This window comes from Flavobacterium sp. LC2016-12, from assembly GCF_015351595.1.
Taxonomy (GTDB): Bacteria; Bacteroidota; Bacteroidia; order Flavobacteriales; family Flavobacteriaceae; genus Flavobacterium.
On record NZ_JADKPT010000004.1, the window covers coordinates 283,250 to 303,204 of the forward strand.

Sequence of the window (19,955 nt, forward strand, 5' to 3'; positions counted from 1 at the left end):
CAATTTTAACAAAATGAAAAATTTCAAAACAATTGCAATAGCATTATTCGTAGCGGTGGCTAGTATTTCAGTAAATGCTCAAACAAAGAAAATCGACGTAAAAGCATCTACTATTAAATGGGTAGGTAAAAAAGTAACTGGAGAGCACTCTGGAACTGTAAACTTTAAAGACGGAGCTGTAGTTTTCAAAGGAAAAAAATTAACTGGAGGAAGCTTTACAGTTGATATGACTTCATTAACTGCAACTGACTTAACTGGAGAATACCAAGGAAAATTAAATGGTCACTTAAAAGCTGACGATTTCTTTGGAACTGACAAATTCCCAACTGCAAAATTAGTTTTCAAAACTATCGGAGCTAAAGCAACTGACGTTTATACTGTAACAGCTGATTTAACTATCAAAGGAATCACTAAACCAGTAACTTTTGACATCACTGTAGCTGGAAACACTGCTACAACAGCTTTCAAAGTTGACAGAACTAAATACGATATCAAATACAACTCTGGTAACTTCTTCGAAAACTTAGGAGACAAAACTATCAATGACGATTTCGAATTGACAGTAGCTTTAAAATTCTAATATTTTAAGACTTACTAATTCTTATAAAAAAAACCTGAATGAAAGTTCAGGTTTTTTTATGCTTAAAAACGACATAACCTCCTAACTAACTCTTTTTAAAACATATATAATATAAAAAGATATTTTTTTTTGTTAAATTTGATTGATGCATCGAGTAACTATTTCAAAATAACTAATGAAATAACTATAGCCAAATGTCAAATTTTGTATTTCTATTCCCAAACCTCGCAAAGAAATACAAAAGTATTAGTTTCAAACTTTTTTTAATGGCATTCACCGCGTTATCCTCTTTGTCTGGTATTTCTCAAAATACAACAAGTAAATTGGATTCGATTGTTAAGGAATTAGGAATCAAAGATAAAGCTTCTCTTATTTTACTTAAAGGCCAGGCCGAAAGAGAAAAAAAAATGAGAGAGGAAAAATACATTAACTACCAAAATGTTCAAAAACAAAACAAACTATTTAATTTAATTGAACTCGAAATTCAGAATGCAAAATTTCTTTTAACCAAAGGATTCAATTACAAAGATGTAGCTGGAGAAATTTATCAATTAAAAGATTGGGAAGAATTTGCAGTAAGGGGAATTGTTGGAAGAAAATTTAGAGTTTTAACGGATCGAAATCTTAGCTCCACTTCTATTCTTCTCGACGAATTATTAAACCGGTCCACCGATCGTTTAAAAAAAATCAGTCTTGAAAACCAACAACTGAGCCGAACTCAGGAAAAAATAGATTCTCTGGTTGCTCAAAAAAGCCTGTACTATATTCCAAGTGATTCTGTTTCAAGAGAAATTTACCGTCTTCAATCAGAAAGGACAAGTAAAGATATCACTCTGATTTCCGAAAGGTTAAAAAATGCAGTCGACAGCATCCAGACATTGGAAATCATGGGAGACCAATTGAAATATAAAATTGAATCGGATATAATTGAAAATAACAGGCTCAGAAAACTAGAACTCGATCAATTGTTTACCAAAAAAGTCCCAGTTTTTGAGCGCCCTCTTATCAATACAGATCCCTTTGCTACTTCTATAAGAACAAACGCTCTTGTGATGTATTTTTATTTGATAAACAATAAAAATTCAATCCTTACCATGTTGCTTTTGATAATTGGAACCGCAATATATTTCAGATTACAAAAAGGAAAGTTTATTGATCTCGGCTTTAAAAAAGAAATGTTACTTGACATCAATATTTTAAACAGTCCCATTTCTGCCGCCATTTTGGTTGTGTTGAATTTATATCAATTTGTACTTCCAATGCCTCCACTTATTTTCTCCATAATTATCTGGACTATATCAACTATTGCATTGGTCATAATGATGCTGCATACGATAAAGACATTTGTCTGGAAAGTAATGATTTCTATCTTTATCCTTAATTTATTAGCCTTTTTTGATATTATAATATTAATTCACTTTGTCGGAGAATCTTATTTAATCTTAGCGATAAACATTCTAGGGATAAGTATAGGCATTTACTCCTTACTGAACAGGGGTCAATTTCAAAGAAAAATCTATTTATGGTATATTGTTGCAGGCGCCATTCTTCAAATTTTCTCCTTCTATTATCTGGTAAACGGCCACTATAATTTAGGAAAATTTTTAATGACAAAAGCCGTTTATTCCGTAGTGGTAATTTTTTCTCTTTACCATACTTTAATCGTTGTAAAAGAGATTAATTTGGTTTCCAAAATTTTAAAAACAACCGACGAAGATAGTTCGAAAAAAATGATAAAAGGCATCCCGCATAATTTTAACTTTAGCTTTTATCTACTTCTTTTTGTTGCTTGTTTTATTCTAATGATTAGAAACACCTATATTTTTCAAAGTATCGTTGATCCTTTTAGAAACTCTATTTCAGAGACTAGAAATATTGGAAATATCTCCTTTACATTTGAAAATATCATCATATTCATTCTTATTATTTTATTGTCTGGTTTTATTTCCAAGGTAGTTTCCTTTTTAGCAAGCGATAATCAGGTTATTAAAAACAAAGACAAGGCTAAAAACATAGGAAGCTGGATGTTTTTGTCAAGAATTACAATTGTAACTGTAGGTGTTCTGGTCGCATTTGCTTCGACCGGCATTCCGTTAGACAGAATAACACTAATCATAAGTGCACTTGGAGTCGGTATCGGTTTTGGTATGCAAAGCCTTGTCAACAACCTGATAAGCGGATTAATTATTGCCTTTGAAAAACCGGTAAATCTAAACGACATTATTGAAGTAGGTACACAATCCGGAAAAATGAAGTCAATCGGTATTCGGAGCAGTGTTGTTACAACATATGACGGAGCTGATGTCGTGATCCCAAATGGAGAATTATTAAATCAAAATTTAACTAACTGGACTCTGGGCAGCAACCAGCGACGATCACAAATTCGATTTGGAGTTGCCTATGGAACCGACTTAGAATTGACAAAAAAAATACTTTTAGAAATCCTGGAGAAAAATAAAAATATTCTAATGAAACCGGCACCAACCATTTGGTTTACCAAATTTGGGGATAATTCTATTGATTTAGTGGTAATGTATTGGATCAAACATTTCGATTTTGACTATGATGTTAAAAGTGAAATGATTATAGCCATTGACAAAGCATTAAAACAAAACAAAATTGTAATACCATTTTCGCAACAGGATATTCACATTATAAATAAAAATACAGAGCCTGAAGATTAAAGCATTTGTGTTTAGGCTCACAAATCATTCTCAATTCTACGTTAAAAAAGTTTAATTTACAATTGTCACTCTTTAATAAAAGAGATTTTCTTTTCAAAAACATAACGTTCTTAATACTTAAATAACACTTTGGTAATAGCTTATCATGGTTTGATTAACATTCGACTTCTAATTTTGGGCAACTAAAAAAAAGAAACTAGAAATCAAATCACAGTTATGAAAACAAAACTACCAATTGCAATTCTAACGCTGCTGAGCAGTTTTTTTATACAAGCCCAACAACAACCGAAAGGAATTACCGGTAACTCCAACTGGATGACCAACTGGACCGCTTTTAATCCAGCTAAAATAGAATATAGCGAAGCAACCAATATTATTGCCGGAACTATAGATAAAGATACCCGATTAACAAAACGTAATACTTATCAACTTGTTGGAGTAGTTTATGTTACCAATAACGCAACTTTAACTATTGAACCCGGAACTGTTATTCGAGGTGATGATAAAACCTGTGGAACTCTTGTTATTACAAATGGTTCCAAAATTATGGCAGAAGGTTTAGAAACTGATCCTATCATTTTTACTTCAAACAAAGAGATTGCAGAAAGAAAGCCTGGCGACTGGGGCGGAATTATTATTTTGGGAAAAGCTCCCATAAATACTATTGGCGGAATTCACATTCTTCCTTTTGATTTAGAACCAATGTTAAATCACTACGGAGGTCAGGATGCTGAAGACAATTCCGGAATCTTAAAATATGTAAGAGTTGAATATGCAGGTAGAAAATTAAGTTCGCTAAAAGAACTTAACGGAATTTCGTTAGCAGGAGTTGGAAGAAAAACGGTCTTAAGCAATATTCAGGTTAGTTATTCTAATGATGATTCTTTTGAATGTTATGGTGGTGATTTAAACATGAATAACCTAATTTCATATCGTACTACAGATGATGATTTCGATTTTACTCAGGGAGCACAAATCAATATTAACAACAGTATCGCCATTCGCCACCCCTTTTCATCAGATGTTTCCGGGTCAAGATGTTTTGAAGTAGATTCTTATGATAAAATAGGAAATACGGATATGACTAAAAAATTAACTAAAATAAATGCGAGTAATATCACTTTGGTTAATTTAGAAGAAAACAATCAGGGACTGGTGAGGGAATCTATTTATGTTAGAGAAAATACCTTTTTTAATCTGTCTAATAGTATTGTTTCAGGCTTCACTCCTTTTGTTTTATTGGAAGGAAATATCGGAGACGGTGACGCTAATTTATCAAAAATAACATTCAATAATCTTATAATTAATAATTGCAATGGCGGAATTACGAGCGAATCTGCAAGTGGAAACCCTACAATTCAAAGATTTTACGGAAACCCAACTTTCTTCCTGGATTACACTAAACTTAAAAATAGCGAATTGTTTACAATGCCTAATATTAAAGGCAATCCAGACTTTAGAATGAATGTTAACAACACGCTTGCTATTGGAAATTAAGATTTTAAAAGCGATCGTTTCTGGTAAAATTTAACAAATTTTCAAATTAAGAAAAGATTTTTTTGAAATTTTATGTCACCAATTCCAAATTACATTTATATCTTTGTCATATCAAAATAAGAAAATGAAAACATTAATGAACAATACTTGGTGGTGGAACAATTTACGTCAAACGTCGTGAACTAAGCTTCCTATGGTATTTTCAAAACTATAAATATAAAAGGCTTGTCATCACGACAAGCCTTTTTTTTTGGTTAAAACTAAACTGAAATATTCTAAAAATTAAAAAACTATATACATTGAAACCTTTTATACTCAACACACACTACAAACAAATTCTGGCAGACACTATCACACCAGTAAGTATTTATTTTAAAATAAGAGATAAATTCCCAAATAGTCTATTATTGGAAAGTAGTGACTATCACGGAAATGATAACAGTTTCTCTTACGTTTGCTGCAACCCGATTGCGACAATTAAGATTGAAAACGAAATCATTTCCAAAACTTTTCCTGATGGAACTACAGAACAAATCGCAATCGATGCTTCGACTAATATACCAGAAGTAATTCAGCAATTTTCAAGTCAGTTTAAATCGGAGAAAAATGATTTTAAATTCATTAATAACGGTTTATTCGGATACATTTCTTATGATGCTGTTCGCTATTTTGAGAAAGTTTCAATTGCTAAAAAAGACAGTGCGACTTTAATTCCAGATGTTTTTTATGCGGTTTATCAAAACATTATTGCGATCAATCACTTCAAAAATGAAGCCTATATCTTTTGTCATAGTGTTGATGGAAAAAACAACATTTCTGAAATTGAGCAATTGTTACAATCAAGAAATATTGCATCCTATAAATTCACCAAAGAAGGAGAAGGTTTTTCGAACTTAACTGATGAAGAATTCAAACACAATGTTGCTCTAGCCAAAAAACATTGTTTCCGTGGTGATGTATTTCAGTTGGTTTTATCACGTCGATTCACACAAGGTTTCAAAGGTGACGAATTCAATGTTTACAGAGCTTTACGCAGTATAAACCCATCTCCTTATTTATTCTTTTTTGATTATGGAGATTTCAAAATATTTGGGTCTTCACCCGAAGCGCAAATTATCGTAAAAAACAGAAAAGCCGAAATTCATCCAATTGCCGGGACGTTCAAACGAACAGGAAATGACGAGCACGATGCGGTTTTAGCCAAACAACTTTCTGAAGATAAAAAAGAAAACAGCGAACACGTAATGTTAGTCGATTTGGCCAGAAATGATTTAAGTCGAAACGGACATGATGTTAACGTTGAGAAATACAGAGAAGTTCAGTTTTTCTCGCATGTAATTCACCTGGTTTCTAAAGTTACAGGGCATTTACATGAAAAAGCGACAACGATGCAAGTAGTTGCCGATACTTTCCCAGCAGGAACTTTAAGCGGAGCACCAAAACACAGAGCGATGCAATTGATTGAAGACTACGAAAAAACAAATCGTAATTTCTACGGAGGCGCAATCGGCTTCATGGATTTTGAAGGAAACTTTAACCACGCCATTATGATTCGTACTTTCTTAAGCAAAAACCATCAATTGCATTGTCAGGCCGGAGCCGGAATTGTTGCCAGCTCTGACGAAGAAAGTGAAATGCAGGAAGTTTATAATAAATTAAGAGCTTTGAATACAGCGCTGGAAATGGCAGAGAAAATATAGTAATCAGTATTCAGTTTTTTAGTATTCAGTCGCAGAGAAAGAAATACAGAATATTCAGCGTTATGTCTCCCGAGGTTGAAACCTCGGATAATGTTTGAAAAACAAATATGAAAAGAATGCTTTATAAGCATAGCCAACGGTTTCAACCGTTGGAGATAAGGATTGACAAAACCCGATGAAACAATTAAAAAACAAACCATAAAAACCATAAATAATCATGAAAAAAGCAATTTCAATTTTATTATTAATCATTTGCGTAACAGCTTGTAATTCCGAAAAAAAAGAAAATCCAATTGAAGGAACCTGGCGTCTTATATCAGCTGAAACGACCGAAAAAGATTCGACTTTCTCGACTTTCAATCCAAAAACAAAAATGATTAAAATTATAAATGATACCCATTTTGCCTTTTTCAATCATGATTTGAATAACGGAAAAGACAGCACGGCAGCCGTGTTTTTTGGCGGAGGCGGAAAATATACTTTGAAAGACAGTGTTTACACCGAAAACCTGGAGTACTTCAATAACCGTCAATGGGAAAATGGAAAATTTGAGTTCGTTGTAAAAATCAAAAATGATACGCTAACTCAAAAAGGAATCGAAAAAGTAGAAAAATTAGGAATCAATCGAATTATTACAGAAAAGTACGTTCGAGAAAAATAAAAAAATAGTTTCAAGTTTCAAGTTTCAGGTTTCACGTTGTTGGAACTTGAAACAAAAAAAACTTGAAACCTGAAACAAAAAAACTCATGAAAAAGATATTAGTTATAGACAATTACGATAGTTTCACTTACAATTTAGTGCACTATTTAGAAGATTTGAATTGCGAAGTAACCGTTTACAGAAACGATGAATTCGAAATTGATGAAATCGCTTCTTTCGATAAAATATTACTTTCTCCGGGACCTGGAATCCCAGATGAAGCTGGGTTATTAAAAGCAGTAATAGAAAAATATGCTCCAACAAAAAGCATTTTAGGCGTCTGTTTAGGACAACAAGCAATTGGAGAAGTTTTTGGCGGAACACTTTCAAACCTTGATAAAGTATATCACGGTGTGGCAACCAATGTAAAAACAGTTGTTTCTGATGAAATTTTGTTTGAAGGTTTAGGAAACGAATTCGAAGTAGGAAGATACCACTCCTGGGTTGTTGATGCAAATTTACCAGACGTTTTAGAAGCGACTTCAATTGACGAAAACGGACAAATTATGTCTTTAAGACATAAAACCTTTGATGTAAGAGGTGTTCAGTTTCATCCGGAAAGTGTGTTGACTCCAAAAGGAAAATTGATATTGGAGAACTGGATTAAAAGTTAGTTTATTTTGTTTCAAGTTTCAGGTTAGCGAAACTTGAAACCTGAAACCTGAAACAAAAACTTAGAACCTTAGTCTCTTAGCAACTTAGAACCTTAAAAAAAATGAAAACTATATTAAATAAATTAATCAACCACGAAGTGCTTACAAAAGAAGAAGCCAAAGACGTATTGATTAATATCTCAAGTGGAAATTATAATCCAAGTCAGATTTCGGCATTTTTGACCGTATTTATGATGCGCAGTATTACTATTGATGAGCTTTCGGGTTTTCGTGAAGCTTTGTTGGAATTATGCGTTCGAGTTGATTTATCAGCTTACAACACCATCGATTTATGCGGAACGGGTGGCGATGGAAAAGATACTTTTAACATCTCCACTTTAGCATCGTTTATATCAGCAGGAGCTGGAATAAAAGTAGCAAAACATGGTAATTACGGAGTTTCATCGATTTCAGGATCAAGCAACGTGATGGAAAAAATGGGAATTAAATTCAGCAATGATCCTTCTTTTTTAGAGAAATGTATTGACAAGGCAGGAATCTGCGTTTTACACGCTCCCCTATTTCACCCCGCAATGAAAAATGTGGGACCAATCAGAAAAGAATTGGCGGTAAAAACGTTCTTTAATATGTTGGGACCAATGGTAAATCCGTCGTTTCCACAAAATCAATTGGTTGGTGTTTTCAATTTGGAATTAGCTCGTATGTATGCTTATTTATACCAAAACACCGATATCAATTTTACCATTTTACATTCTCTTGATGGATATGACGAAATTTCCTTAACAGGTCCAACCAAAACGATAACATCACACATGGAAGGCATGTTAAACCCTTCTGATTTTGGAGTTAGGCTTCTATCTCAAACTGAAATTGAAGGTGGAAAAACGATTGAAGAATCGGCAGAAATGTTCACCAATATTATTTCAGGAAAAGGAACAGAAGCCCAAAACAATGTCGTTCTGGCCAACGCGGCAATGGCAATTGCAACCGTTACAAAATGTTCTCCATTAGAAGGATTTGAACTGGCAAAAGAAAGCTTATTCTCCGGAAAAGGACTTCAGGCATTGAAAACATTACAAGAATTAAGTAAGTAAAAAATAGTTTCAAGTTTTCTTTTTTTCAGGTTTCAAGTTGTTGGAACGTAACCTGAAACTTGAAACTTGAAACCTGAAACAAATACAACATGAACATTTTAGATAAAATAATATTTGATAAACAGCGTGAAGTCGTTCTTAAAAAATCAATCATTCCGGTTTCACAATTGGAAAGTTCTGTTTTTTTTGGAAGAGAAACGATTTCTTTGAGTCAGAAATTGAGAACAAGTTCAACCGGAATTATTGCAGAACACAAACGTCGCTCTCCATCTAAATCAGTAATCAATCATAGTTTTACTGTTGAAGAAGTCGTAAAAGGTTATGAAAATGCAGGAGCGTGCGGAATTTCGGTTTTAACTGATGGAAAATATTTTGGAGGTTCCTTAGATGATTTACTATTGGCAAGAGCGAGTGTTAATATTCCACTATTACGAAAAGAATTTATTGTTGACGAATACCAAATTCTGGAAGCAAAAGCTTTTGGAGCCGATTTAATTTTATTGATCGCCGCGGTTTTAACTCGTGAAGAAATCAAATCATTATCCGAATTTGCAAAGAAATTAGGTTTAGAAGTTTTACTTGAGGTTCATAATCAGGAAGAATTAGAAAAATCAATTATGCCGAGTTTAGACATGATTGGCGTAAACAACAGAAACCTAAAAACATTCGAAGTAAGTTTAGATTTCAGCAAACAACTGGCATCACAAATTCCGGATGAATTCGTAAAAGTTTCTGAAAGCGGCATCTCATCAATAGAAGCCATTTCAGAATTAAGACCATATGGTTACAGCGGCTTCTTAATTGGAGAAAACTTCATGAAAACTGATAACGCCGGCCAAGCAGCTATTGACTTTATAAGTCAGCTGTAGGCAATAAGCTATAGGCTGTAAGCTTTTAGCAAAAAATAAATAAAAATCTGCGCAAAGCAAAAAGCCTATTGCTTAAAGCGAAAAGCATTAAAAAAAAATCAGCACAAAGCAAAAAAGCCTAAAGCTTATTGCTTATAGCTTAAAGCATCAAAAAAAATGAAACTCAAAATATGCGGAATGAAATATCCTGAAAACATACTCGAAGTAGGCACACTCCTACCCGATTATATGGGATTTATTTTCTGGGAAAAATCCGCGAGATACTTTAACGGAGAAATTCCGGAACTGATAGAAACGGTCAAAAAAGTAGGCGTTTTTGTAAATCAGAGTCAGAAAGAAATTCTGGAAAAAGTTCAGAAATATAAATTACGAGCCGTCCAATTACACGGAAATGAGTCGGTTGAATTTTTATCAGAATTAAAAAAGCAATTACCAAAGAAAGTCCAAATCATAAAAGCTTTTTCTGCAGATAATGATTTTGATTTTGAGATTTTAAAACCTTACGAAGCGGTCTGCGATTACTTTCTTTTTGATACAAAAGGAAAACTACCAGGCGGCAACGGAACCACATTTGACTGGACTATATTAAAAGAATACAAGTCTAAAAAACCATTCTTTTTGAGTGGTGGTATTGGAATAAATGAATTAAAAGCGATCGAAGAAATTTCAAAAAGTAATTTACCTATTTATGCTATCGATGTAAATAGTAAATTTGAAATCGAACCGGGGCTGAAAAACAAAAATCTATTTAGCAATTTCAAACGAAAATTTGATGTTGCAAACTTTTAAACTTTAAACGAAATGAACTTTAACGTTAACGAAAAAGGATATTACGGAGAATTTGGAGGAGCTTATATTCCCGAAATGCTATATCCGAATGTAGAAGAATTACGTCAGAATTATTTAAAAATAACAAGCGAACCTGATTTTAAAGCTGAGTTCGATCAATTGTTGAAAGATTACGTTGGACGCCCTAGTCCGCTTTATTTTGCGAAGCGTTTATCTGAAAAATACAATACCAAAGTCTATCTAAAAAGAGAGGACTTAAATCATACAGGCGCACATAAAGTCAACAATACTATCGGGCAAATATTGGTTGCAAAACGTTTAGGCAAAAAAAGAATTATTGCTGAAACCGGAGCTGGCCAGCATGGCGTTGCAACAGCTACTGTTTGTGCATTAATGGGTCTGGAATGTATCGTTTATATGGGTGAAATTGACATTGCGCGTCAGGCGCCGAACGTGGCACGTATGAAAATGTTAGGTGCAGAAGTTCGTCCGGCACTTTCGGGTTCCAGAACTTTAAAAGATGCAACAAACGAAGCAATTCGTGACTGGATCAATAATCCGGTTGATACACATTATATTATCGGATCAGCGATTGGACCGCATCCTTATCCTGATATGGTAACGCGTTTTCAAAGTGTTATTTCTGAAGAAATAAAATGGCAGTTAAAAGAAAAAGAAGGACGTGAAAACCCTGATTATGTTGTAGCTTGCATTGGCGGCGGAAGTAACGCCGCCGGAACGTATTACCACTTTTTACACGAGCCTGAGGTTGGAATCATAGCAGTTGAAGCTGCAGGAAAAGGTGTTGACAGCGGTCATAGCGCGGCAACAAGTAAATTAGGAAAAGTAGGCGTTATTCATGGTTGTAAAACCCTTTTGATGCAAACACCAGACGGACAAATTACGGAACCGTATTCGATTTCTGCAGGTTTAGATTATCCAGGAGTTGGCCCAATGCACGCGCATTTGGCACAAACCGGACGCGGTGAATTTTTCTCCGTTACCGATGACGATGCAATGAACGCTGGTTTGCAATTGACAAAATTAGAAGGAATTATTCCGGCGATCGAAAGTGCCCACGCTTTTGCGGTTTTAGATCAAAAGAAATTTAAACCAACTGATATTGTTGTGATCAGCCTTTCGGGACGTGGCGATAAAGATTTAGACAATTATATCGACTATTTTAAATTGTAATAAAAATCGTAATTTGGGCGTTCGCTTATAAAACCAAATAACGAGAAAAATAATAATTATGGAACAGTTATTCTCATACGGAACCTTACGTTCAAAACAAATTCAAATGCAGCTTTTTAATAAGGTATTAACCGGAACTAAAGATCAGCTTTTAGGGCACAAACTAAAAAGTCTTCAAATAGAAGAAGAATTTGGAATGGCAGATTATGTTGTTGCAGTGCCAACAGAAGATGCTTCAGATCCTATACATGGTATTGTTTACAATATTTCTCCTTCTGATTTAGCTAAAGTAGATATATTCGAATCGAATGCTTATAAAAGAGTGGAAGTTAAATTGAAGTCGGGAATCGTTGCCTGGATTTATATAGAAAGTTAAGAAAAAAAATGATTTTAGCAGCAGCACAAACAAAACCAACCCGGGGAAATATTGAAGCTAATTTATTAGATCATTATCGTCTTATCGAATTGGCGGTGCAAAATGGAGCGCAATTAATTGCATTTCCTGAAATGTCTATTACAGGTTATGAAAGAGAAAATGCTCAAAAATTAGCTTTCAAAAAAAACGATTCTCGATTAGATCATTTGAAAAAACTGGCTTCTGAAAATAATATTATCATTGTTGCCGGTGCGCCAATTCAATTTGAAAAAGAAATGTTTATCGGAGAGTTTGTTATTTCTCCGGATCAATCCGTTTCGATTTATACGAAGCAGTTTTTGCATGAAGGCGAAGATGAGTTTCAATCTTCATTTGATTATAATCCGATGATTACGATTGAAGATCAAAAAATTTCATTTGCTATTTGTGCTGATATTGATAATCCGTTACATCCCGAAAATGCTTGTAAAAAAGCTACTGACATTTATATTGCCAGTATTTTCTTTTCGCCAAACGGGATTCTGAATGCGTATCGAGATTTACAAAGCTATGCTGCGAAACACAGAATGAATGTTTTGATGTCGAATTTCAGCGGAGAATCATGGGGTTCGCCATCAGCGGGACAAAGCGCTTTTTGGAATAATAAAGGAGAATTGATTAGACAAATGAATGATTCGAATTCCGGATTATTATTGGTTGAGAATAAAAATGATAATTGGACAAGTAAAGTTGTGAAGATTTAAAAAATAAATGCCACAGATTGCACAGATTAGAAAGATTTTTTTCACGCAGATTTGGCAGATTAGAGCAGATTTAAATTAATTAAAAAGATCTGCGCAAATCAGCTTAAATCCATTTTTAAATCTGCGTGAAATAAATTTACCGCTGTAATCAATGAAAATCATTTATCCCGATAGCTATCGGGAGTGGCAAAAAAATAACTTAATAAAATACCTAACAGATTTTGAAAACCTGCTAGGATAAAAAATAAAAATAATGAACAGAATAACTCAAAAATTACAAGAAGACAAAAAGATACTTTCTATCTATTTTTCTGCCGGATATCCTAACTTAAATGATACCGTTCAGATTATTCAGGATTTAGAAAAAAATGGCGTTGATTTAATTGAAATTGGTTTGCCTTTTAGTGATCCTTTGGCGGATGGTCCAACAATTCAGGCGAGTTCAACAACAGCGCTTCATAACGGAATGACAACTCAAATTCTTTTTGATCAGCTGAAGAACATCCGCGAAAGCGTAAAAATTCCTTTGATTATCATGGGCTATTTTAATCCGATGCTGCAATATGGAGTTGAAGCATTCTGTAAAAAATGCGCAGAAATCGGTATCGACGGATTAATTATTCCGGATTTACCGGTTGATGTTTATGCAGATGAATACAAAGCAATTTTCGAGAAATACGGATTAATCAATGTGTTTTTGATTACACCTCAAACTTCAGACGAACGCATTCGCTTTATCGACAGCGTTTCAAACGGATTTATTTATATGGTAAGTTCTGCCAGTGTAACGGGTTCTCAATCTGGTTTTGGAAATATTCAGGAAAGCTATTTCGAAAGAATCGGAAACATGAATTTGAAAAACCCACAAATTGTTGGTTTCGGAATTTCGAATAAAGAAACTTTTAATCAGGCTACGAAATTTGCAAAAGGTGCCATTATTGGAAGTGCTTTTATCAAACATTTGAGTGAAAGTGGTTCTGGGAAAATTTCGGAATTTGTTGGGGAGATTCGATAAGAATATATTTCTGATTTAAAGTCCAAACGCATAGTTATTTCGACGAAGGAGAAATCCTCGTTAGGAACTCGACAAAGATTGACCCTTAGGAATAGAGCTGCTTGCGAGGATTTCTCCTTCGTCGAAATGACAAAATTACGCATAACTGCACAAAGCTGGATTAACATCTTACAATGTTAATCCAGCTTTTTTATTTCTTAACAATACCTTTAAAAAAGCATAATTTAACAAAAAACAACTACACCGTTTTATGTTAATATTTTGTTAAACAAAAATTAAACGATCGTTTAATTTAAACACTTGTTTAATTTTGTACCCGATTAGAAACACTACCATGTCAAACATCGAATTAAACGATAAAAAAATTCAGATTCTGGAAGTTGCTGAAAAGCTATTTTCTGAGAAAGGATTTGAGGGGACATCGATACGGGATATCTCAAAACATGCAAAAATTAATATTGCAATGGTCTCGTATTATTTTGGTTCAAAAGAAAGACTACTGGAGGCTTTAATTCTTTACAAAACTTCCGATTTAAAACTACAACTCGAAAATTTATTGCAAGAAAATCTCGAACCTATTGAAAAAGTCAATAAATTAATCGAAATTTACATTAACAGAATCAGTTGTAACAAAGGGATTTTCAGAGTTTTACACTTCGAAATCAATTCAGAAAAGAGAGAAAAAAGCATGATTGCCTTTACCGAACTCAAAAAAGGAAATCTAAAATCGGTAGAAAGTATTATAGCTCAAGGCCAGTCAAAAGGCGTTTTTAGAAAAGATGTTATAATTCCGCTTCTTACGCCAACGATCATTGGAACCTTTTTTCACTTTCACATGAATAAATCTTTTTTTGTGGAATTACTGAATTTAAAAACAGAAGAAATGTATAATAATTACATTAAAACCAGTCTTACAAAGCACATTCAACAAACTATAAAAGCGCTACTTGTTTATGAAAATTAATCCATTATTGCTCTTTGGTATATTCTTCATCGGAATCTCATCAATAGAAGCACAAGAAAAAACAAGTTTAACCTTAGACGAAGCCGTAAAACTGGCTTGGGAAAAAAGTAACGAAGTTACGCTTGCCAACACTAAGGTAAACTCAAAAAAATACGAATTACAAGAGGTTAAAAACAATCAATATCCAGATATTAAAATCTCTGGTCAATACCAACGCTTAACAAAAGCTTCAATTGACATGCATAATGATGAGGCTAGTGCCGAGCCAATGCCATCTCCGGATCAGGCGTTGTTAGGAATGGCAACTCTAAGTTTGCCAATATTTTCAGGTTTTAAAATTCAGAACAGCATCAAAGCATATGATAATTTATATGAAGCTGAAAGTGCTTATGCTGCCAAAACAAAAGAGGATGTTGCTTTACGTGTAATCACTTATTATACTGCATTATATAAAGCACAAAAAACGTTGGATCTTTTAAACGAAAATCAAAAACAAGCGAAACAGCGCGTTACTGATTTTACAGAACTAGAGAAAAACGGAATCATACCAAGAAATGATTTATTGAAAGCGCAATTATTGGTTTCAAAAACGCAATTATCTATTGATGAAGCGAATAACAATATCAATAACATTAATTTTTATCTGACTACTTTACTTAAGTTAGATCCAAATGTAAAATTGGCTGTTAATGAAGGTGATTTCTTTAGTCTAAAAACAAGCAATGCTCCATCATCTGATGCGGTTGCACTTGAAAACAGAAAGGATTTAGAAGCAATTCGTTTGCAACAAAAAGCAAGCGAGGCTAACATCAAAATAGCAAAAGCAGGTTATTATCCTACATTAGCTTTACTAGGTGGTTATACAGCATTGGATCTTAAAGATTTTATTACTGTAAAATATGCAATGAATTTTGGACTTGGTTTATCATACGATATTTCAGGACTTTATAAAAACAGTGCACATGTAAAAGTTGCCGAAAGTCAGGCTTTAGAAGCAAAAAGTTCAGAAGCAATTTTGACTGATCGTATTAAAAATGAAGTTCAGAAATCTCTTGAAGATTATGATTTAGCCATTAACCAAAGTGTGGTTTATGACGAAGCACTTCAACAAGCATCTGAAAACTATAGACTTGTAAAAGATAAATTTGATAATGGATTGTCTGACACTAATGATTTGGTCGAAGCCGATGTTGAACATCTAAATGCCAAAATTAATACTGCTTTGTCTAAAGCAACCATTATTCAAAAATATTACGAATTACTTTCAGTATCAGGCCAATTATCACAATCATTCAATCTTTCTAAAATATAATCGATCGTTCTCATGGAAAAGAAAAAAACAAATACTAAATTCATCATTATACTAACCGTTTTGGTTTTATTAGGAGGAACTTACGGAATATCAAAATACTTACACGGACAGGCTCACGAAGAAACGGATGATGCTCAGATTGAGAAAAAAATGAATCCAATTATTCCGAGAGTATCTGGATATATTAGTAAAGTGTATGTAAAAGATAACGACTTTGTAAAAAAAGGAGATACTTTATTTACTATCGATAAAAGAGATTATCAATTGAAGATTGATGAAGCAAATGCTGCTTTGTTAGGTGCTGAAGGTCAATACGAAGCTGCAAAAGCAGATATCGGAAGTGCAAATGCAAGTATTTCAGTTTCTGATGCTCAAATGAGATCTGCAAGTGGTTCAATTGAAAGTGCTAAAATTAGATTGAGACAAATTACAAACGATTACAACCGTTACAATAATTTGTACAAAACACATACTATCACAAAACAACAATATGAGCAAGCTTTGACTGCAAAAGAAGAAGCTGAGAATCAAGTTCGTGTTTTGGAGCAACAACAAAGAGCTAGTTCTTACCAAAAATCGGTAATTGAATCTAAATCTAAAGCTTCTGACAAACAAACAGAAGTTGCTGCAGCAAACATTAAAAGAGCTAAAACAATGTTGGATGTTGCTCACTTAAATCTTACTTACACAGTTGTAACAGCTGCAATTGATGGTCAGGTTTCTAAAGTTGATATTCAGCCAGGACAATTGGTTCAGCCAGGACAATCTTTATTTTACATCATCAATAACAATGAGGCTTGGGTTGTAGCTAACTTTAAAGAAACACAATTAAACAAAATGATCGTGGGACAAAAAGTAAGCTTAAAAGTAGATGCTTATCCAAACTATGAGTTTAAAGGAATTGTAACTTCATTCTCTCCTGCTACAGGATCTCGTTTTTCATTATTACCTCCTGATAACGCTACAGGAAACTTCGTAAAAACAATCCAGAGATTACCGGTAAAAATTAGTTTAGATCCATCGAATGACCCTGAGAAAGTAAAATTATTGAGACCAGGAATGAATGTTGATGTAGACGTACATTTAAAATAAATAAATGGCAACAGCAGTACAAGCAGACGACGATTTAGTAGAATACGGTTACAGACGAGTTATTATTACAATTACAGCAGTACTTTGTGCTTTGCTGGAAATTGTAGATACTACGATTGTAAACGTAGCTCTTACAGACATGCGCGGAAGTCTTGGTGCTACCTTGACGGATGTGGCGTGGGTAATTACAGCATACGCTATTGCGAATGTTATTGTAATTCCGATGACGAGCTGGCTATCGCAGCAATTTGGAAGACGTAATTATTTTGTGGCTTCTATCATAATCTTTACGGTCTGTTCCTTTTTATGCGGTAATGCAACGAATATTTGGGAATTGGTGGCTTTTAGGTTTGTTCAGGGAATGGGTGGAGGTGCCCTTCTGGTAACAGCCCAGACCATTATTACTGAAAGTTACCCCATTGCAAAACGTGGTATGGCGCAAGCTATTTACGGAATGGGTGTAATTGTAGGACCAACTTTGGGACCACCTTTAGGAGGTTATTTAGTAGATAATTATTCCTGGCCTTATATCTTTTACATCAATATTCCACTAGGAATTATTGCAACTATTTTGGCATTAACTTTTGTTAGAAGTCCAAAATATGGAGAAAAATTGAAAGCAAATCAGGTTGACTGGTGGGGAATTATATTGTTATCCGCTTTTATCGGATCCTTACAATTCGTTTTAGAGCATGGTCAACAAGACGACTGGTTTAATGATTCTCTTATTGTAACTTTAAGTGTTGTTACGGTTCTTGGATTAGTGCTTTTCATTTGGAGAGAGCTAACCTATAAACATCCAATTGTAAACTTAAGTGTTTTAAAAGATGGTAACTTAAGAATTGGAACTGTAATGTGTTTTATTCTAGGTTTCGGATTATACGGATCGACTTTAATTATTCCGATTTACACGCAGTCAATTTTAGGATGGACCGCAACTGACGCCGGATTATTATTGATTCCAGGTTCAATCACGACAGCGATCATGATGCCATTTGTTGGAAACATGATCCAGAAAGGAGTTCCGCAAGGTTATATGGTAGGAGTTGGATTTTTAGTTTTCTTCTTCTTTACTTTTATGATGCAAACTCGTATGACACCTGATACCGGTGTAGAACATATGTATTGGCCTTTGATTTTAAGAGGAATTGGCTTAGGATTGCTTTTCGTGCCAATTACTACACTTTCGCTTTCCACTTTAAAAGGAAAACATATTGGGGAAGGTGCCGCTTTTACAGGAATGATGAGACAATTGGGAGGTTCATTTGGTATCGCGATTATTACCACTTTTATTACCCGTTTAAGTCAGGAACACAGAGTTAATTTGTTAACGAATTTGGATCCTGCAAAATACGATGTACAACAGCGTATTTTAGGAATGCAGCATGCATTTATGGCAAAAGGATATAGTGCCGATGTTGCCCTTAAAAAAGCCTATCAGGCAATAGATTATTCAATCATGAAACAAAGTACTGTAATGTCGTACATAGACATTTTCATGTATTTAGGAATCATGTTCTTATGTTGTATTCCAATTATCCTTTTTATCAAAAGAGGTAAAAACAAGATTAATCCTGCTGATGCAATGCATTAATAGCGTTAATATAATAATTGATTTATAAATTATAATACGAAAAAGCCGGGTAATTCATTTAACCCGGCTTTTTTATTTTTTTTTGAATTAATCTTCTGGTATAGATTACAGGGATTGATCCCGAAGCCTCAGGACCTGCCTACAATATGGATATCAAGATTACAGGAATTGAAATCCCTGCCTACAATATGGATAGAGTCTACGACTCTCAGTCAAAAATCTTAGTATCTTAGCAACTTAGAACCTTCGCATCTTAAAAATTATCTCGTAAAAACCAAATGATTTCCCTTAGATAGATTCGCATCAAATTGATATCCTTCATAATTGAAACCTTTTAAATCATCAATAGTTTCGGCATTAGTATCGATTATATAGCGCACCATCATACCTCTCGCCTTTTTCGCAAAAAAACTGATCATTTTTAGTTTTCCGTCCTTGTAATCTTTAAAATCCGGAGTGATTACGGGAACTTTTAGGGCTTTTACATCAACGGCAGAAAAATATTCGTTACTGGCTAAATTCACGAATAATTCCCCTTTTTTCAATTCTTTATTCAAAGCTTTTGTAACGGCTGGTTTCCAAAATTCGTGTAAGTTTTTATATTCCCCAATTGGCATTTTTGTTCCCATTTCTAAACGGTACGCCTGCATTAAATCTAATGGTTTCAAAACTCCGTAAAGTCCAGAAAGAATTCTAAGTTTATCTTGTAAGACTTCTAATTTTTCTAACGGAATTGTATAAGCATCCAATCCTGTATAAACATCGCCATCAAAAGTATAGACGGCAGGACGTGCATTTTCTGGAGAAAAAGGTGTTTTCCATTTTTGATTACGCTCCCAGTTTAAGTCGGATAATTTATCTGAAATTGACATTAATTCAGATAATTCGGCTGGTTTTTTAGTTTTTAAAATTTTATGAACCTGGCGTGCTTCTTTTAAAAAAGACGGTTCAGTATATTGAGTAGTTGGTAATTCTTTTTCGAAATTCAGTGACTTCGCTGGCGATATAACAATTTTCATTTGTACGTTTTTCTATGATTCAAAAATACAAATTGAATTTTTAAAAATGAGGTATCAGAATTGATTTGTTTGATAGCTGTATAAAAGCGAAATATCGTAACAAGTCCCAGCGGGACAAA

Annotated in this window: 18 protein-coding genes; 17 read left to right on the forward strand and 1 reads right to left on the reverse strand. The window is 33.9% G+C overall.

Annotated features, from left to right (window positions below; translation table 11 throughout):
• The first annotated feature begins 13 nt into the window (after window positions 1-13).
• The 17 genes from IRZ99_RS09315 (at window position 14) to IRZ99_RS09395 (ending at window position 18,817) form a co-directional block, all read left to right on the forward strand.
• Window positions 14-580, forward strand: a complete 567-nt coding sequence (locus IRZ99_RS09315; protein WP_194657016.1) for a YceI family protein — start codon at window positions 14-16, stop codon at window positions 578-580.
• 266 nt (window positions 581-846) lie between these two features.
• The gene (locus IRZ99_RS09320; protein ID WP_194657017.1) at window positions 847-3,264 is read left to right on the forward strand and encodes a mechanosensitive ion channel family protein; all 2,418 of its coding nucleotides are present in this window, start codon (window positions 847-849) and stop codon (window positions 3,262-3,264) included.
• 216 nt (window positions 3,265-3,480) lie between these two features.
• Window positions 3,481-4,761, forward strand: coding sequence for a hypothetical protein (locus IRZ99_RS09325; protein WP_194657018.1), 1,281 nt, complete (start codon window positions 3,481-3,483; stop codon window positions 4,759-4,761).
• A gap of 299 nt (window positions 4,762-5,060) precedes the next feature.
• The gene (locus tag IRZ99_RS09330; RefSeq protein ID WP_194657019.1) at window positions 5,061-6,461 is read left to right on the forward strand and encodes an anthranilate synthase component I family protein; all 1,401 of its coding nucleotides are present in this window, start codon (window positions 5,061-5,063) and stop codon (window positions 6,459-6,461) included.
• A 217-nt stretch (window positions 6,462-6,678) separates the two neighbouring features.
• Window positions 6,679-7,122 (forward strand): hypothetical protein, encoded by a 444-nt coding sequence (locus IRZ99_RS09335; protein WP_194657020.1) that lies wholly within the window; start codon window positions 6,679-6,681, stop codon window positions 7,120-7,122.
• An 86-nt stretch (window positions 7,123-7,208) separates the two neighbouring features.
• Window positions 7,209-7,775, forward strand: coding sequence for an aminodeoxychorismate/anthranilate synthase component II (locus IRZ99_RS09340; RefSeq protein WP_133524606.1), 567 nt, complete (start codon window positions 7,209-7,211; stop codon window positions 7,773-7,775).
• A gap of 101 nt (window positions 7,776-7,876) precedes the next feature.
• On the forward strand, window positions 7,877-8,869 hold the full coding sequence (gene trpD / locus IRZ99_RS09345) for an anthranilate phosphoribosyltransferase (protein ID WP_194657021.1): 993 nt from the start codon (window positions 7,877-7,879) through the stop codon (window positions 8,867-8,869).
• Window positions 8,870-8,958: 89 nt separating this feature from the next.
• Window positions 8,959-9,738, forward strand: coding sequence for an indole-3-glycerol phosphate synthase TrpC (gene trpC / locus IRZ99_RS09350; RefSeq protein ID WP_194657022.1), 780 nt, complete (start codon window positions 8,959-8,961; stop codon window positions 9,736-9,738).
• 156 nt (window positions 9,739-9,894) lie between these two features.
• A complete protein-coding gene (locus IRZ99_RS09355; protein ID WP_194657023.1) occupies window positions 9,895-10,527 on the forward strand; it encodes a phosphoribosylanthranilate isomerase in 633 nt (210 codons plus the stop codon).
• 12 nt (window positions 10,528-10,539) lie between these two features.
• Complete coding sequence (trpB, locus tag IRZ99_RS09360; protein ID WP_056195987.1) at window positions 10,540-11,721, forward strand: tryptophan synthase subunit beta; 1,182 nt, start codon at window positions 10,540-10,542, stop codon at window positions 11,719-11,721.
• Window positions 11,722-11,779: 58 nt separating this feature from the next.
• Window positions 11,780-12,097: a gamma-glutamylcyclotransferase family protein gene (locus IRZ99_RS09365; protein ID WP_133524612.1), complete on the forward strand. Its 318-nt coding sequence runs from the start codon at window positions 11,780-11,782 to the stop codon at window positions 12,095-12,097.
• 8 nt (window positions 12,098-12,105) lie between these two features.
• Window positions 12,106-12,840: a carbon-nitrogen hydrolase family protein gene (locus IRZ99_RS09370; RefSeq protein ID WP_194657024.1), complete on the forward strand. Its 735-nt coding sequence runs from the start codon at window positions 12,106-12,108 to the stop codon at window positions 12,838-12,840.
• Window positions 12,841-13,093: 253 nt separating this feature from the next.
• Window positions 13,094-13,855 carry a tryptophan synthase subunit alpha gene (trpA, locus tag IRZ99_RS09375; protein ID WP_194657025.1) on the forward strand — a complete coding sequence of 254 codons (762 nt, stop codon included), beginning with the start codon at window positions 13,094-13,096 and terminating at the stop codon, window positions 13,853-13,855.
• Window positions 13,856-14,189: 334 nt separating this feature from the next.
• Entirely contained in the window at window positions 14,190-14,819 is a 630-nt protein-coding gene (locus IRZ99_RS09380) for a TetR/AcrR family transcriptional regulator (protein WP_194657026.1), read from the forward strand.
• Window positions 14,809-16,131 carry a TolC family protein gene (locus tag IRZ99_RS09385; protein WP_194657027.1) on the forward strand — a complete coding sequence of 441 codons (1,323 nt, stop codon included), beginning with the start codon at window positions 14,809-14,811 and terminating at the stop codon, window positions 16,129-16,131. Before IRZ99_RS09380 ends, IRZ99_RS09385 begins: the two co-directional genes overlap by 11 nt.
• 12 nt (window positions 16,132-16,143) lie before the next feature.
• Complete coding sequence (locus IRZ99_RS09390) at window positions 16,144-17,223, forward strand: HlyD family secretion protein (protein WP_194657028.1); 1,080 nt, start codon at window positions 16,144-16,146, stop codon at window positions 17,221-17,223.
• 4 nt (window positions 17,224-17,227) lie between these two features.
• The gene (locus IRZ99_RS09395; protein WP_194657029.1) at window positions 17,228-18,817 is read left to right on the forward strand and encodes an MDR family MFS transporter; all 1,590 of its coding nucleotides are present in this window, start codon (window positions 17,228-17,230) and stop codon (window positions 18,815-18,817) included.
• Window positions 18,818-19,077: 260 nt separating this feature from the next.
• Here IRZ99_RS09395 and yaaA read toward each other — a convergent pair whose 3' ends face one another.
• Window positions 19,078-19,836, reverse strand: a complete 759-nt coding sequence (gene yaaA, locus IRZ99_RS09400) for a peroxide stress protein YaaA (protein ID WP_194657030.1) — start codon at window positions 19,834-19,836, stop codon at window positions 19,078-19,080.
• Window positions 19,837-19,955 lie beyond the last annotated feature (119 nt).